At 64.6% G+C, this 15,516-nt stretch carries 18 protein-coding genes; 13 read left to right on the forward strand and 5 right to left on the reverse strand.

The features are described 5' to 3' along the window. Window positions 1–142: 142 nt before the first annotated feature. A complete protein-coding gene (locus HWY45_RS28210) occupies window positions 143–1,063 on the forward strand; it encodes a LysR family transcriptional regulator (protein ID WP_059564242.1) in 921 nt (306 codons plus the stop codon). 74 nt (window positions 1,064–1,137) lie between these two features. On the opposite strand, the gene HWY45_RS28215 is transcribed toward HWY45_RS28210, so the two are convergent. Together HWY45_RS28215 and HWY45_RS28220 are read right to left on the reverse strand one after the other, a co-directional pair. Continuing rightward, entirely contained in the window at window positions 1,138–2,004 is an 867-nt protein-coding gene (locus HWY45_RS28215; protein WP_059883534.1) for an FG-GAP repeat protein, read from the reverse strand. Continuing rightward, window positions 1,994–2,368 carry a winged helix-turn-helix transcriptional regulator gene (locus HWY45_RS28220; RefSeq protein WP_059883533.1) on the reverse strand — a complete coding sequence of 125 codons (375 nt, stop codon included), beginning with the start codon at window positions 2,366–2,368 and terminating at the stop codon, window positions 1,994–1,996. Before HWY45_RS28220 ends, HWY45_RS28215 begins: the two co-directional genes overlap by 11 nt. A 137-nt stretch (window positions 2,369–2,505) precedes the next feature. Between HWY45_RS28220 and HWY45_RS28225 the strand changes: the two genes are divergently transcribed. The 6 genes from HWY45_RS28225 (at window position 2,506) to HWY45_RS28250 (ending at window position 7,341) form a co-directional block, all read left to right on the forward strand. Further along, window positions 2,506–3,138 (forward strand): glutathione binding-like protein, encoded by a 633-nt coding sequence (locus HWY45_RS28225; RefSeq protein WP_059883531.1) that lies wholly within the window; start codon window positions 2,506–2,508, stop codon window positions 3,136–3,138. A gap of 62 nt (window positions 3,139–3,200) precedes the next feature. Beyond that, a complete protein-coding gene (locus tag HWY45_RS28230; protein WP_017330601.1) occupies window positions 3,201–3,524 on the forward strand; it encodes an ArsR/SmtB family transcription factor in 324 nt (107 codons plus the stop codon). Further along, window positions 3,521–3,931 carry an SRPBCC family protein gene (locus tag HWY45_RS28235; RefSeq protein ID WP_059883529.1) on the forward strand — a complete coding sequence of 137 codons (411 nt, stop codon included), beginning with the start codon at window positions 3,521–3,523 and terminating at the stop codon, window positions 3,929–3,931. The genes HWY45_RS28230 and HWY45_RS28235 overlap by 4 nt, the downstream gene beginning before the upstream one ends. A 28-nt stretch (window positions 3,932–3,959) precedes the next feature. Continuing rightward, a complete protein-coding gene (locus HWY45_RS28240) occupies window positions 3,960–4,364 on the forward strand; it encodes a DUF1801 domain-containing protein (protein ID WP_059883527.1) in 405 nt (134 codons plus the stop codon). A 599-nt stretch (window positions 4,365–4,963) separates the two neighbouring features. Continuing rightward, entirely contained in the window at window positions 4,964–6,775 is a 1,812-nt protein-coding gene (locus HWY45_RS28245; RefSeq protein ID WP_059883525.1) for an ExeM/NucH family extracellular endonuclease, read from the forward strand. Window positions 6,776–7,011: 236 nt separating this feature from the next. After that, window positions 7,012–7,341: a hypothetical protein gene (locus tag HWY45_RS28250; protein ID WP_059883523.1), complete on the forward strand. Its 330-nt coding sequence runs from the start codon at window positions 7,012–7,014 to the stop codon at window positions 7,339–7,341. 86 nt (window positions 7,342–7,427) lie between these two features. On the opposite strand, the gene HWY45_RS28255 is transcribed toward HWY45_RS28250, so the two are convergent. Together HWY45_RS28255 and HWY45_RS28260 are read right to left on the reverse strand one after the other, a co-directional pair. Next, on the reverse strand, window positions 7,428–8,558 hold the full coding sequence (locus HWY45_RS28255) for a DSD1 family PLP-dependent enzyme (RefSeq protein WP_059883521.1): 1,131 nt from the start codon (window positions 8,556–8,558) through the stop codon (window positions 7,428–7,430). Between the two features lie 128 nt (window positions 8,559–8,686). Further along, window positions 8,687–9,646, reverse strand: coding sequence for a LysR family transcriptional regulator (locus HWY45_RS28260; RefSeq protein ID WP_081069832.1), 960 nt, complete (start codon window positions 9,644–9,646; stop codon window positions 8,687–8,689). Window positions 9,647–9,902: 256 nt separating this feature from the next. Here HWY45_RS28260 and HWY45_RS28265 point away from each other — a divergent pair, with 256 nt between their 5' ends. Both HWY45_RS28265 and HWY45_RS28270 read left to right on the forward strand, forming a co-directional pair. Continuing rightward, window positions 9,903–10,235 carry a cupin domain-containing protein gene (locus HWY45_RS28265; RefSeq protein ID WP_059564184.1) on the forward strand — a complete coding sequence of 111 codons (333 nt, stop codon included), beginning with the start codon at window positions 9,903–9,905 and terminating at the stop codon, window positions 10,233–10,235. Window positions 10,236–10,389: 154 nt separating this feature from the next. After that, window positions 10,390–10,776: a GIY-YIG nuclease family protein gene (locus tag HWY45_RS28270; protein WP_059883517.1), complete on the forward strand. Its 387-nt coding sequence runs from the start codon at window positions 10,390–10,392 to the stop codon at window positions 10,774–10,776. Between the two features lie 33 nt (window positions 10,777–10,809). On the opposite strand, the gene HWY45_RS28275 is transcribed toward HWY45_RS28270, so the two are convergent. Further along, the gene (locus HWY45_RS28275) at window positions 10,810–11,865 is read right to left on the reverse strand and encodes an AraC family transcriptional regulator (RefSeq protein ID WP_059883515.1); all 1,056 of its coding nucleotides are present in this window, start codon (window positions 11,863–11,865) and stop codon (window positions 10,810–10,812) included. Window positions 11,866–11,958: 93 nt separating this feature from the next. Between HWY45_RS28275 and HWY45_RS28280 the strand changes: the two genes are divergently transcribed. From HWY45_RS28280 to HWY45_RS28295, 4 genes are all read left to right on the forward strand, one after another. Beyond that, window positions 11,959–12,882 carry a sterol desaturase family protein gene (locus HWY45_RS28280; protein WP_059807547.1) on the forward strand — a complete coding sequence of 308 codons (924 nt, stop codon included), beginning with the start codon at window positions 11,959–11,961 and terminating at the stop codon, window positions 12,880–12,882. A gap of 3 nt (window positions 12,883–12,885) precedes the next feature. Beyond that, window positions 12,886–13,026, forward strand: coding sequence for a hypothetical protein (locus HWY45_RS28285; protein ID WP_155629812.1), 141 nt, complete (start codon window positions 12,886–12,888; stop codon window positions 13,024–13,026). Window positions 13,027–13,393: 367 nt separating this feature from the next. Then, window positions 13,394–14,377, forward strand: a complete 984-nt coding sequence (locus tag HWY45_RS28290; protein WP_059883639.1) for a pyridoxal-phosphate dependent enzyme — start codon at window positions 13,394–13,396, stop codon at window positions 14,375–14,377. Window positions 14,378–14,462: 85 nt separating this feature from the next. Continuing rightward, the gene (locus HWY45_RS28295) at window positions 14,463–15,479 is read left to right on the forward strand and encodes an iron-containing redox enzyme family protein (protein ID WP_059883513.1); all 1,017 of its coding nucleotides are present in this window, start codon (window positions 14,463–14,465) and stop codon (window positions 15,477–15,479) included. Window positions 15,480–15,516 lie beyond the last annotated feature (37 nt).

Consider the following 15,516-nt stretch of genomic DNA (forward strand, 5'->3'; position numbering starts at 1 on the left):
CGTGCACGAAGGAGACAGTCCGCGGCGCGCGCCGATGCCGATGGCGGCGCGCGGCCGAACGGATGCATCGGCGATGGCGGCAGGCGGCGCACAGTGCGCATGCCGGGCCGACGCAACGCGCGCACGCGCAGCGGCATTCAGCATGTTCTCGAATACCACCGATCTCGATCTCCGGCTCATCCGGGTGTTCCTGGCCGTCGTCGACGCGCGCGGCATCACCGCCGCCGAGGCGTCGCTCGGCGTGCGGCAGTCGACGATCAGCACGCAGCTCTCCGCGCTCGAGGCGCGGGTCGGCTTCAAGCTGTGCGACCGCGGCCGCGGCGGCTTTCGGCTGACGTCGAAGGGCGAGCGCTTCGCGGCGACCGCGCGCACGCTCGTCACCGCGACGTCCGAGTTCGTCGCGCGGGTGCGCGACATCGACCGCAAGCTGGTCGGCACGCTGTCGATCGGCCTGATCGGGCAGGCGCCGCTCGTCGAGAACGCGCGCGTCGCGGAAGCGATCGGCGCGTTTCGCAAGCGCGACCAGGCCGTGACGTTCGCGATGAAGGTCGCTTCGCCGCAGGAGCTCGAGGAAAGCCTCGTCAACAACCAGCTCGATCTCGCGATCGGCTATTTCTGGCATCGCGTGCCGGGGCTGCTGTATACGCCGCTGTTCGCCGAGCGGCAGGTGATCTACTGCGGGCGCGGGCATCCGCTGTTCCATGCATCGCGCCCCGTGACGGCCACCGACCTGCAGGCGCACGACTGGGTGTGGCGCACCTATCCGGTGCCGGAGGAAACCTGCCCGCTGCCCGAGCGGCGCGTGACCGCGAGCGCGGACAGCATCGAGGCCGCGACGATCCTGATCCTGTCGGGCGGGCATCTCGGCTACCTGCCCGCGCACCACGCGGAGCCGTTCGAGCAGCGCGGCCTCGTGCGCGCGATCGGCCGCGACAGCTTCGGCTTCGACGTGCCGCTGCATCTCGCGATGAAGCGCAGCGCGGCCGACAAGCCGATCGTCGACGCGTTCTGCGAGGACTTGCTGCGCGCGTTCAACATCAAGGCGGTTGCGCAGGCCGCGTAGGTGCGGCGGTGGCGCGGCCGGCGCTCAGCCGTCGACCAGCACAGCACGCAGTCGAACGGCTCGCGGCGCGCGCGTCAGCCTTTCGTCGCTTCCTCCACGCTGACCCAGCCCGACACCGCGCCCACGCGCGGATTGCGATACAGCACCCTCAGCCAGCGAAAGTCGGGGCTCGCGTCGATCAGTTCCAGCGTGTCGCCTGCAACGACATAGCGCTTCGTCGGCGCGTCCGTCATCGCGTCGTGCAGCGGCAGCCGAGCAACCTGCACCTTGAGTGCGAGCTTGCCGCCGCCGTAGGCCTCCGGACGACGCGCGATCCGCCGGCCATGCGCGTCGTAGGTCAGCAGCATCGTTGGCGGCCCGTCGCCGGGTGCGCCGTCGAGCAGCATCGATACGTCGTCGGGAATCGCCTCGGTCGACTGATGGAGATACAGCCGGCCGCTGCCGTCGTAGCGATACGCATCGGTGTACCAGATCGGGCCGCCTCGGCATGAGCTGTACAGCATGCGTTCCTTCGGCTTGACGGCGACATTGATCAGCCCGTCGCAGTTGCCGTGCGGTGCGTCGTTCGCCGGCATGCGCAACGGCTCGAAGCGTTGCCGGGCCGCGTCGTACAGGTAGATCGCGTAGTTGCGGTTGACCTGGCCGAGCGTCGCGCCGAGCGCGAGATCCTGGTGGCCATCGAAGTTGTAGTCGGCGGGTTCGAAGCCGTAATGGCCCTCCTCGTCGGCGGTACCGACGTCGAGCGTCTGCGTCTTGCCGCCCGGCAGGAAGCGGACGGTGAAATGCGCGCTGTCGGCGCGTTCGACGCGGGCGGTCACGTCGTTGTCGACCTTGAACGACGGCAGCGGTTTGGCGGCTTGCGCGGCGAGCGGCAGCGCGCAACAGGCGAAGCAGGCCGCGGCGATGCGCAGCAACGGCCGGGCACGGAAGTCACGCTTCATCGATTTCCTCGATCATCGGGCAGGGCACGTGTGCGCATGCCGCGTCCGCATCGCGCGCCTTCAGCCACAGACCGAAATCCCGCATCACGTCGACGACCGGCCGCAGCCGTTCGCCGTCTTCGGTCAGGTCGTATTCGACCCGCACCGGCACTTCCGGATAGACGGTGCGCCGCACGAGCCCCGCTTCCTCGAGCGCGCGCAGGTCGAGCGTCAGCATCCGCTGCGAGATGCCCGGCACGTCGCGGCGCAGGTCGCTGAAGCGTTTCGGCCCGTCGAGCAGGTACGACGCCAGCAGCAGCCGCCAGCGGCCGCCGAGCAGGCGCATGGCTTCTTCAACGGAACATCCTGTCGCACTCGTTTTCATCCTGCGGGCCCGGTAGGTAAATTTTTTGTGACCACGGCACAAACTTCTGCCGTCTTCTCATCGATGCGTCGATGCGAGATATTAGCGCCCGCGTCGCGGCGAATCGATAAATCGGCATCGGAACATCAAGGAAGACCATGAAGCTCTACCACGCCCCCGGCAGCTGCTCGCAGGCCATCTGCATCGTGCTGCGCGAACTGAACCTCGACGCGGAGGTCGTCAAGGTCGACGCACGCAGGCATCTCGTCGAAGACGGTGGCAACTACTACGACGTGACCGAACTCGGCTACGTGCCGCTGCTCGCGCTCGCCGACGGCACGACGCTGCGCGAAGGCCCCGCCATTGCGCAATATCTCGCGGACCAGCGCCCGGAAGCGGGGCTCGCGCCGGCCTTCGGCACGCTCGCGCGCTACCGGTTGATCGAATGGCTCAACTTCCTGTCGGCCGAGATCCACAAAGGCTTCATCCCGCTGCTGTATGCAGTGCAGGCGGGGAAGTACGTCGACCCGGCGCGGCAGAAGCTCGCCAGCCGCTTCGCGTGGATCGACCGCCAGCTCGACGGCCGGACCTACCTGACCGGCGACGCGTTCACCGTCGCGGATGCTTATCTGTTCGCGCTGACGGGCTGGGGCAAGGCCGCGTGGATGCAGTCGGTGTACAACGCGGACATCGACCTCGGGCCGTATGCGCATCTCGCCGCCTGGTACGCGCGCGTGCGCAGCCGGCCGTCGGTGCAGTACGTGCTCGCGGCGGACGGGCTGTTGCGCTGACGCTTGACTCGCGCCGATCTTCGCCTATAGTCAATCCATAGCTGGCTGGTTATGGATTGAGAATGTCGAATGCTCACGATGTGCTGTTCAGAACGCTTGCCGACCCGACGCGGCGCGCCATTTTCGAGCGCCTGTGCCGCGAAGGCGAGCAGACGGTCGGCGCGCTGACGGCCGAGGCGGGAATCTCGCAACCGGCCGTGTCGAAGCATCTCGGCGTGCTGAAACAGGCGGGGCTCGTGCGCGACCGTCACGAGGGCCGCCAGACCCACTACAGCGCGCAGCTCGGCGCGCTGGCCCCGCTGATCGACTGGACGAGCCAGATGACAGGCTTCTGGCAACGCCGCTTCGACCAGCTCGAAGATCTGCTCAGGAGGATGGATCAGTGAATGCCGCCCCGATCGAAACGCGTTCCGTCGTCGTCGAACGCGAAGTGCCGTATCCGCCGGAGAAAATCTGGCGTGCGCTCACGCAGCCGCATCTGCTCGAGGCGTGGCTGATGAAGAACGACTTCGCGCCGGCCGTCGATCATCGCTTCAGGCTCAGCGCGGATTGGGGCGCGGTCGAGTGCCGGGTGCTGGCGGTCGAGCCGAACCGTTCGCTGTCGTACACATGGGCCGCGCTGGGGCTCGACAGCGTCGTCACGTGGACGCTCACGCCGACGCAAGCGGGCACGCTGCTGCGCATGGAGCAGGTCGGCTTCCGGCCCGATCAGGAGCAGGCGTTCCAGGGCGCGAAGTACGGATGGCCGAAGTTCTTCACGGCGCTGGAGGGCGTGTTGGCCCGGCCGGAATGAAGGTGTCCGCGTTTGAGGAGAATGAGGCATGGCGAAAGACGAATCGCAGGAAGTGGGCGGCGTGTCCGCCGCTCGATTGATCGACGCGAGAATCGAGGAACTCGGCGATTGGCGCGGCGAGATGCTCGGGCGGCTTCGTGCGCTGGTCAAGGATGCGGACCCTGACGTCGTCGAGGAATGGAAATGGCGCGGCGTGCCGGTGTGGTCGCACGGCGGCATCCTCTGCACCGGCGAGACCTACAAGAGCGTCGTGAAGATGACCTTCGCCAAGGGGGCGGCGCTGAAGGATCCGGCGGGCCTGTTCAATTCCAGTCTTGAAGGGAACACGCGGCGGGCCATCGATTTCCGCGAAGGCGAGAAGATCGACGAGGCCGCGTTGAAAGCGCTCGTGAAGGCGGCCGTGGCGTTGAACCAATCGAAGGGGAAAGGCTGATCGCGGCGAGCGTCGAACAAGGAGAAAGGCGGCCTTCGCCGAGATGTGCGTCGTCGAAGGCCGCAAACCCGCCTGAAATATCCGAGGCATTCCAGGAAGCACATCAACTACGTGGTCAGGCGGGACATGAACGGTCGATGCGTTGCGCGGCCGGTTCCCACGGCGCGCGCGTTGCCTACTTTTGCGTTTTTCCCTCCGGCAGTCAAGAGGCAAGGCATCCGGATCGTATGGACTCCACGATAAAGACCCGATTGGCTTCATGGGCTCCAGTGTCCACGATCATTGCGTTTCGATCGAATTCGCAATGAACGACGCGACGAGGTCGGCGCACGATTCAATCGCCGCGGGTTGAACACGCGTTCCGCCGCATACCGTTCCGATTGCTTCCGGTTTGCTGGCCGGGCCCGGCGTCGATGCACGCATGTCTTTCGCGCAGCGCAACGGACAATATTTCGATGACGCATGCACAAGCGCGCAGCGTTGCGGAATGCGAAACAAGTCCATTCCGGGCGAATTACATCTCCCTGTCTCGCCGTTACTAGAAGCTGTCACTTTGTGTTGCTAAGCTTTCGCGACCCTCACAACCCGGGTTCTCCGTCATGCGCCCTCCGATTTCCTCGCTTGCCACCCTGTTGCTCCTGCCCGCTCTCGCTGCCGCGCCGGCGTTCGCGGCCACGGCCGCGCCCGTCAGCTCGACCTGCGGCGGCAGCGCGACGCCGATCGCCGAGATCCAAGGCCCGGGCGCGCCGTCGCCGCTTGCCGGTGAGACCGTGTCGATCGAAGCCGTCGTCACCGCCGATTTCGGCGGCGCGGACGGTTTCAGCGGCTTCTTCGTCCAGCAGGCGGACCCGCAGCGCCGCAACCAGCCGGGCGTCTCCGAGGGGCTGTTCGTCTATGCGCCGAAAGTGCGTGCGAAGGCCGGCGATCTCGTCCATGTGACGGGCAAGGTCGAGGAGAAGTACGGGCAGACGCAGCTCACGCTGTCGGGCGGCATCGCGGTGTGCGCGAGCGGCCAGTCGGTCACGCCCGCGACGCTCACGCTGCCCGTCGACAACGTGAATACATTCGCCGCGTATGAAGGCATGCTCGTGCGGCTGCCGCAGAAGCTGAACGTCACCGACAACTACGAGCTCGGCCGCTACGGCAGCGTGCTGCTCAGCAACGGCCGCCTGCGCACGCCGACGAGCGTCGTGCCGCCCGCGCAGGCGCAGTCGCAAATCGACGCGAACGCGCGCAACCGGCTCGTGCTCGACGACGGCTCGAACAAGCAGAACCCCGCGACCGTGCCGTATCCGTCGCCCGCGCTGTCGGCCGCGAACACGCTGCGCGCGGGCTACGCGGTCAGCAACGTCGAAGGCGTGCTCGAGATGCGCTATGGCGCGTGGCGCCTGCAGCCGGTGCCTGGCGCACCCGCGCCGGCGTTCGATGCACGCGCGAATCCGCGCACCGCGGCGCCCGCGCGCGATCGGCACGCGAACCTGCGCGTCGCTTCATTCAATGTCCTTAATTATTTCAACGGCAACGGCCTCGGCGGCGGCTTCGACGATCCGAACAACCGCGGCGCGAAGACCTATCAGGAGTTCGTGCGCCAGGACGCGAAGATCGTCAGCGCGCTGAAGGCGCTCGATGCCGACGTGATCGGCCTGATGGAAATCCAGAACAACGGCTACGGCGAACTGAGCGCGGTGCGTCAGCTCGCGGCGAAGCTCGGCGACGGCTGGCGCGTGGTCGACCCGGGCACGTCGCGGCTCGGCGGCGACGCGATCGCGGTCGCGCTGATCTACGACAGCCGCAAGGTCGAACCGGTCGGCCGCGCGGCCACGCTCGCGATCGACGACAAGAACCGCCAGCCGCTCGCGCAGACGTTCCGGCGCATCGGCGGCAAGCATGCGCTGACCGTCGCGGTGAACCATCTGAAATCGAAGAACTGCCCGGACGCAACCAACGACGATCTCGATCAGGGCGACGGCCAGGGTTGCTGGAACCCGACGCGCACGCGCGCGGCGGCGAAGCTCGCCGACTGGCTCGCGGGCACGCCGACCGGCGCGTCGAGCCAGGGCGTGTTGCTGATCGGCGATTTCAACAGCTACACGCACGAGGATCCGATCCGCCTGCTCGAGTCGCGCGGCTATCGCAACCTCGTGTCGCGCTGGCTGGGCGACAAGGCCTACAGCTACGTGTACAACGGCGAAGCGGGCTATCTCGATCACGCACTCGCAACGCTGCCGCTCGCGGCGCACGTGAAGGCCGTGCACGAATGGCACATCAATGCGGACGAGCCGGTCGCGCTGCAGTACACGCTCGCGTACAAGACGGCCGAGCAGCAGCGCACGTATTACGCGCCGGATGCATATCGTTCGTCGGATCATGATCCGGTGCTGGTCGATATCGCGTTGCCGGGCGGGCGGTGATGGGCGGGTGAGTGCCTCTCGAAGGGCGGCGCGCGCGGCATGCGCGCGTCGTCCAGTGCGCGGTGGCATGCGAGGTGGCGTGCCGCCCGCACGCGATGTGCTTGCGACTTGGCCGGACGCGTTGCGCCGGCCTTGCGCGCTTTTACGCGAGCACGTATTTTTCAACGGTCAGTTCGTCATGCGCGTCATGGCGCTTGAGCCTGTTACGACCACATCGTTGACTAATGGAGGGATTCATGCAGAAAAACGAAACGCTGAACATCGGCCAGGAAAACAGCGATCTGTCGATTTCCATCAATTCCCATGGCGAGACGACCATCGTGTATGAGGCGAAGCAGGCGACGTTCAACGATCGAGCGGCGGTGCGCGATCTTGCCGGCGCCATTGCGTCGCGGCTCGGGCTCGAGACCTACGAGGACGGCACGCAGCTCGGTGGCTCCGAGAGCGCTCGCGTCCGCGCGTTCGACAGCTATCCGGAGCGGGCCCGGATCACGGCGAACAAGATCTATCTGGATCACAAGCTGGGGCCCGCGAAGGGCGCCAAGGTGAAGGTGAACAAGATCTAGGCGCGCGTGGTGCGCGGCGAAGATGCGTGTTCGGCCCGCCGCGATCGGGCCTGTCCGGCGCAGCTGCGCAAATCACGCCACGTCGCTCACCACCCGTAGAATCGCGGCCATGTCTGCACCACGCCGTCTTCGTCGACGGCGTGATATTCGGGATGTTGCGCACCGGTGGCGCACGCGTGGTTCGGCAGAATGCGCAGGCGGGTGCCGAGGGGAAACTGCTTCGCGATGTCGGTGTCAGGCGTGACCAGCCGCGACACGATGCCGTGCTCCTGGTTGGCTGCGCTCACGACGTATTCCCCGAGCACCTCGCCGTTTTCGGTGCAGACCTGTCCGTAACCAAAATCCCGGTTCTGACGCTGCGTGCCGCGGTCGCGGCTCATGGCCATCCAGCCCGCGTCGACGATCGCCCAGCCTTTCTCCTGCTGATGCCCGATGACGGTCGTCAGCACCGACAGCGCGATATCGGAAAGCGCGCATACCCCCACGTTGTGCATGACGAGGTCGAACATCGCATAAACGCCGGCCCGAACTTCCGTGACGCCGTCGAGGTTCTCGGCCGAGAGCGCGGTGGGCGTCGATCCGATGCTCACGACCGGGCAGGGCAGCCGGGCAGCCCTGAGGCGCTCCGCGGCATGCACGGTGCGGCTGCGCTCCTGCTCGGCAATCTTCACCAGGGCTTCCCGGGCGTCGTATTCGTAGCTGGAGCCGGCGTGCGCCAGCACACCGCCAAGTTTCATTCCGCCGTCGACGAGCGCGCGTCCCACGTCGATCAACAACGTGTCGTCGGGCTGGATGCCCGAGCGATGACCGTCGACGTCGACTTCGATCCACACTTCGAAGCATTCGCCGTGCTCGCGCCCGAAGCCGGCGATTGCCTGCGCCGCCTGCAGGTTGTCGGCGACGATCTTCAGGTCGCAGCCTTGGCGGCGAAGCGCGAGCGCGTGGCGAAGTTTCGCGGGCACCATGCCGACCGCGTAGACGATGTCCCGGATACCGCTCGCGAAGAACTGCTCGGCTTCCTTGAGCGTCGACACCGTGATGCCCTGCGCGCCCGCTGCGATTTGCGCGTCGACCACGTGTGCGCATTTGGTGGTCTTCACGTGCGGCCGGAACTTGACCCCGAGCGTGTCCAGATGCGCCTGCATGCGGTCGATGTTGTGACGCATGCGGCCGACGTCGATCAATGCGGCCGGTGTGTCGAGCGTTTCAATGTGCATGATGTGTTGCCTCGATAGGTTGCCGATGCGAACACTTTAGGCTCGGTGATCCGCGCTGTGTTTAACGCCTGCATAATCCGTCATTAAATTCTTTTTAATGCGTGGAGCGACCCGGGACGAAGCACGACTCACGCCCTGTTGCGCCAGGGCGGCGGGCTGAGAAATTGCTTCGCCGCTTCGAGAAAGATCCGTTGCCGCACGGATCGGCCGGTTCGCGACGGCAAGAGCGCGGTGACGGGCGCGGACGGCAAATGCCAGTCGGGCAGCAACCGGACGAGCTTGCCGTTCGCGAGCAATGGCGCGACGTCCCATTCGGAGCGCTCCACGATCCCGAGCCCGGCCAGCGCCCATTCCGTGATGACGGTGCCGTCGTTGGACGAAAGCGCACCTGCGACGCGAATGACGGCGGAGCGTCGCGGGTCGCTTTCGTTGTCGCCCGGTTGAGAGAAGCGCCATCGCGGCACGTCCTCGTCGTTCTCCCGCAGGCATAAGCAGTTGTAGCGCGCGAGGTCGGACGGATGGTTCAGATCCTTGATGCGGCGCGCGTACTTGGGGCTTGCGCACAGGAATCGCTCGTTCGGCGCGAGCGGATAGCCGACCCAGGATGATGACCTGAGGTTGCCGACGTGCACGACCACGTCGGCTCCCGGCGCGCTGGTCAATGGGCTTTCGGACAGATGCAGCGATATTTCGAGCTTCGGATGAGCAAGCTGCACGTCGCGCACGATCCGGGACACGTATTTCCGACCGAAGCCAAACGGTGCGACGACGCGCAGCGTGCCTTGTACTTCGCCGTGGTCTCCGGAGATGTGGACTGGCAGCGCCTCCACGCGCTCGAGAATGTCGAGGGCTTCCTGGTACAGGCGCTGCCCTTCGTCTGTCAGGGAAATGCCCTTCGATTTGCGCACCGCGAGCCGCACGCCCAGTCGCTCCTCCATTTTCTGCAGGCGAATCGTGACGGCAGGGGGCGTGAGATCGAGCAGGCGCGCGGCCGATGCCAGTGAACGCGACGCGCCGATGGCGCGAATCACGCGAAGGTCTTCCAGGTCGAGCATGGTGTGTGCCTTAATGCCGGGGTTGTCAGCCATTAAACGATTCGCGGCGTTACGACGCGACGCCGATACGAATCCGGACTTCGTCCGGGCCGCAGCAGGATTCGAAATCCGACAGGAAACTGCGCTGGACATGTGGATGCCGGTCAAATCGAATCTTACTTGGCGCCCCGGCCTGAAGACCGTAGCCGGTCCGTTTTGGCCTTGAAAATAAGTCCGCTGCGATCGCAGCGCCCGGACTACAGTGGATATTTTCCCGTCGTTCACACGAAGGTTGACGCGAGGTCGAGCCATGGAACTTCAAACCGGTAACGTGTTCAGCGTCGAAGCGAAGCGCGGCGGCGACGAGCGGATCGACATGCTCGTCACGGGGCAGCGCCTGAACGTGGAGCGGATCGTGTCGATGGGGCACGCGAGTCCGGAGGGGTTCTGGTACGACGACTCGCGCGCCGAATGGGTCGTGCTGTTGTCGGGGGCTGCCGTGCTGGAGTTCGAGGAGGATGCGACGCTGCACGACATGCGCCCCGGCGACTACGTGCTGATCGAGCCGCATTGCCGGCATCGCGTGGCGTGGACGCATGCGGAGGAGCCGACTGTCTGGCTGGCGATCTATTACGAGCGGTGAGTCGGGCGGCGATTCATATGCGGGACTTTCCGGTCATATGTGTTCGACCATTTCCAGTCGACGGGAAAACGCGAGTCGGGCATTCTTATGCGTGTTCATCCGGATGAACCGCTGATACATCCAATAGAAGCCTCACAACACGCGGAGGTCAACCATGGCATTGCAGCTTATCGCGCCTCAAGACAAATATATGCTGAAGGCGGGCGTCATTAGCCACGACGCCGTCATCGGGCATTTACATCAGGTGCTGAAGTCATTTGCCGCAAAACAGGAATACAGCAAGTTCTATATCGGCATCACCAGCAATTTGAACACCCGGCTGGCCTCTCACCGGGCCAACAAGCCCGATTTCAAATGGATGTGCCCGATTTACGAGGAGGCCGGCAACCTCGTCGAGAACGCCTTCGACCGTCTGGAGCGCAAGGCCATCATGAAATTCAATGCCGGCATCAAGGACCAATCCGGTCAACTGCTACTGCAATGCAGCAACGGTCCAGGCGGTGCGTTGCCGAAGAACCTGCTCTATATCCTGGTCGGCTGATTCGCGATCGCAGCCTGGAAGTTCGGCGCGATCTCAAGCCGACCGTCGTGACCGCCAGGCCTTCGGGCCCTGGCCCGTCCAGCGCCGGAACGAGCGCGTGAACGCGCTCTGCTCCGAGAAGCCGAGCAGGCCGGCGATTTCCGTCAGGGTCAGCTGGCGATCGCGTAGATACTCCTGCGCCAGATGCTGGCGCGTGCTTTCCCACAACGCCCGGAAGTTCGTGTCCGCCTCCTGCAGGCGCCGGTGCAGCGTGCGTTCGGACAGGTGCATGTCCTGTGCGATGTCCGCCAGCGTCACGCGCCCCTGACGCAGCCGCTGCGCCATCAGGCGACGGACCTGCTGCACGAAGTCATCTTCGTCCGGCAGTTGCTTCAGCAGTTCGTCGACCTGTTTCTCGAGGATGGCCAACAACTGCGGGTCGCGATGCTGCAACGGCAGTTGCAGCCAGTCCAGCGGGAAGCGGACGCAGGTCTGCGCCTGGTCGAAACGCACCGGACACTGAAAGAACCGCCGGTAGGGCTCGGGATCGGCCGGCGCCGGGTTGACGAAATCGATGCCGGCGGGCGCGTCCGTCCGGCCGGTGATTTCGCGGGTGATCTGCATCAGCGTGGCGACCGCGCACTCATCCACCAGCGGGCCGGGCCGGCCGCGCTCCACGCCCCAGGACAGCGCCACCTCGACGCCGTCGGCCCCCGACGCCTGTCGCCACTGCAGCCGGTTGATGTCGTTGACGAGGCGTTCGTAGTGCTGCAGTCGCTCCAGGGCCGCGCCGAGCGTCACGCAGGATTGCAGAAAATAGCCGAGCAGGCCGAGATGGGTCAGGCGCGCGGATCGCCCGAGCCGCAGGCCCAGATCCGGTTGTGACAGCTGCCGCGAGAAGTGGGTCAGCAGGGCCCGCCAGTCCTGCGCGGGTACGACGATGGCGCCGTCGTCCCGGCGGCGCAGTAGCGCGGCACCGAGCGGGACATCCGCCACGCGCAGGTCGTGCGGCCGCAGGTAATCCTCCAGCACGGCCAGATAGGCGGCGCTGATGCTGCCCTGGATGGCGCCATCCGGTGTCGTGGCCGGCATTTCCGTCGTCTTGGTCATGGCGACAAGTGTCAAAAAATTGGCCGCGGCCGTCAAGCCATTGGGTCGGACGGGCGCTAAGCTGGCCACCATCGACGCAACGAAGGATGGGCCATGCAAGACATCGTGATGCACCTGAATCGGCTGTTGGCATGGCTGGAGCAGTGGACCGGATTCCCGGTCGATTCCAAGCAGGTCATCCTGGTCGCGCTGACGCCGATTTTCCTCGGTACGTTCTTCATCGAGTGGCGGGTCATGGTGCGGCGCGGGCAGGACAAGTACTTCAAGGGCCAGCTCATGCCCATCCTGACCAATCTCAACCTGGGGGCAACCTATCAGGCCTTCGAGCTGGTCGTGCACGCGTTGATTTTCATGTACGCGATGCACTGGGTGTATGACCACCGTTTCCTGAATGTGCCGGTGAATGGGTGGACCATCGTGCCGCTCTTCATTCTGCTCGAGCTCTGCTACTACGTATTCCATCGCACCAGCCACCGCGTGCGCTGGTTCTGGTGCGCGCACGTGTTGCATCACAGCGGCGAGCACATGACGCTGAGCACGGCCATGCGCCAGAGCATGCTGTATTCGCTCACCGGCTACTGGCTGTTCTTCACGCCGCTGATGCTGATCGGCGTCAGCCCCGAGGTCACGCTGGCCATGTACGCCGTCAACCTGGCCTACCAGTTCTTCGTGCACACCGAGGCCGTGCGCAAGCTGCCGGCCTGGTATGAGTACATCTTCGTGACGCCGTCGCACCACCGCGTGCATCACGGCCGGAATCCGCAGTACATCGACAAGAATTACGGCGGGGTACTGATCGTTTTCGATCGCCTGTTCGGAACGTTCGCGCAGGAGGTCGAGCCGGTGGATTACGGGATCGTCCGCCAGGTCCACAGCAACAACATCATCACGCTGAACCTCCACGAGTTCGTGGACATGGTGAAGGACGTGATGAAGCCCGGGCCGCTGTCGCAGCGCGTCAAGCATCTGTGGGCGCCGCCGGAGTGGGAGCGGCCGGCGGCGGAGCAGAGGAGGTGAGGAATGGCGAGGCGGCCGGAAAGCGGTGGTGAGGACGGGGATGAGCCCGATCAAATTGATGTCGAATTGGTGCGTGCCGATCAATTACGCTACAAGGATTTGTGGTATGGCGAAGTGCCGGGATATGGCGCGGTTTTTAGGTGACGCGGCAAGGCGGTTTCGCGGTCTGCTGTAATAAAAAATACAGAGTAAAAATACAGCTGATTATTTCGGTTTGTCATTCATTGGCAGGCCACTCCCTCTGAAAGTACGACGTCCCCCGTCATCGTTTCATGTCGGATTGATGCATTGCGCAAATCAATAGCGCTACATGAGTTTGTAGTGTGAAGAAATGCAAGGATATGGCACAGTGCGACAGCCCAGTCAGGCGGTTTCACGGTCAGCGTACAATTAAAAAACACGGCGGAATTTTTCGGCTTGTCATTCATTGGCAGGCCGGCGGCTTCACGTCAATTGCGCGCTGCGTGTGCCGCTTTGGAGTGAAAATCATTGATAAATGGGGACTATGTCGATGCCATTCGATTCGATACTGCAATGCATCGGCAATACGCCGTTGGTTCGTCTGAACCGCATTACCGACGGAATTGCCGCGAATATTTATGCAAAGTGCGAATTCCTCAATCCCGGCGGCTCGGTCAAGGACCGCATCGGTCTGCACATGGTCGAGGCCGCCGAGCGGGAAGGGCGGATCAAGCCGGGCGACGTATTGATCGAGGCGAGCAGCGGAAATGCCGGGATCGGTATCGCGCTGGCGGGAGCGGTCAAGGGGTATCGCGTGATCATCACCATGCCGGTCAAGATGAGCGCGGAAAAGGAATCGATCCTGGCCGCGCTCGGCGCCGAAATCGTGCGCACCCCGTCGGTGGCATGGGACGACCCGGAAAGCCATATCGAGGTCGCCCGCAAGCTGCAACGCGAGATTCCCAATGCGCACATCCTCGATCAATACCGGAATCGATTCAATCCCGACGCCCACTATCGGTTCACGGCCCAGGAGATGCTCGACGAGCTCGGCGGCCAAATAGACATGGTGGTGATGGGCGTCGGCACGGGCGGCACGATCACGGGCGTCGCGCGGCGCATCAAGGAGTCCTGTCCGAACGTGCAGATCGTCGGTGCGGATCCCGTCGGATCCATTCTGGCCGGCGGCACGCATATCGCCCCCTATCTCGTCGAAGGCATCGGCTACGACTTCATTCCCGACGTCCTGGATCGAGGGCTGGTCGACCGCTGGATCAAGACTAACGATCAGGACGCGTTCGACATGACGCGGCGCCTGATTCGCGAAGAGGGGCTGATGTGCGGTGGTTCTTCGGGGTCCGCCGTCTGTGCCGCGCTGGAGGCCGCACGCACCCTCGGCGCCGGGAAAAATTGCGTCGTCGTGCTGCCCGATGGGCTGCGCAACTATATGAGCAAGTTTCTTTCCGACAAATGGCTTGCGGATCATGAGATGCAGCCGGCCGTGCCATCCGCCGGGCAGCACGTCGCCGCGTGATTTCCAGTTCCTCCTTTCTCATCCGGCAGGCGTCGCGAGGGCGTTCGGGCCAGCGCGCCTGCCATATCTTCCAAACGGATCAAGCATGCACAAGTTAGTTCGCGATTTCATTTATGCACCGGGCGTGAGCAATGTGTCGGTCGAGCAAGGCAATCTGATCGACGGCATGGACCGGCTGCTCGAGCAGGCCTTCGGCAACGGCGACCCGGCGGCGCGCCTCGAGGTGCAGCGCACCCTCTACGCGATCAATCTGGCGCATCTGGCCACGCCCTGGCAGGGTTCGCCGGTCAACGTGCACCATCCCCTCATCGCGACGCTCAAGTACCGGATCGAGCAGCGCTGGGAGGCGGCGGAACGCGCGACGTACCAGTCGACGCTTGCCGATCTTCCGTCGGTCGACGATTTTCCGGAGTGGGTCAGCCGCCTCGTCGCGTCGCATCACTCCAACGAACTGCATCCGATCTTCCAGTATCTGCGCGACGACGCTTCCCTCGCAGAGATGACGGAATTCTTCAGGCAGGAAACGCCGCTCGAAATGCTGTTCGGCGACATCCTCGCCTTCATGCTGCCCGGCGTGTACGGCTCGATCAAGATGGAGTGCGTGCAGAACTACTGGGACGAAGTGGGCCACGCGGAGGACGCGCGCGTGCATCGCAACATGCGCGCCGATCTCATGAAGGCCCTGGGCATGCGCGCGGACAACTATGTGGTCGACAGCGACCCCCTGGTGCTCGAGGAGCTCGAACTGGTCAACATGTACCTGAGCCTGGCGATGAACCGGCCGGCGCTCACGCAGCTGATCGGCATCATGCTGGCGACGGAGCTCATGATTCCGGGCCGCTTCGAGTATCAGATCGCGGGATGGAAGCGGCTCGGCATGTCCGACACGCAACTCGCCTATCACCTCGAACACGTCACGGTGGACGCCGAGCACGCATATGCATGGCTCCATCACGTCGTGATGCCGATCCTGCGCGAGGATGCGTCGGTGATGGCGGACATGGTGCTCGGCGTGAATCGTCGCCTCGACGCGGCCGCACGCGTGAGCGACCGTCTCTACGCGCACATCCGGACCGTGGCCGCCGACGCCCAGCCCGCCTGATCTTCCCAGCCGGCCGGATCGGCGCTCCACGCGCATC

It is taken from the genome of Burkholderia stagnalis, from assembly GCF_902830275.1.
In the GTDB taxonomy this organism is placed as follows: domain Bacteria; phylum Pseudomonadota; class Gammaproteobacteria; order Burkholderiales; family Burkholderiaceae; genus Burkholderia; species Burkholderia stagnalis.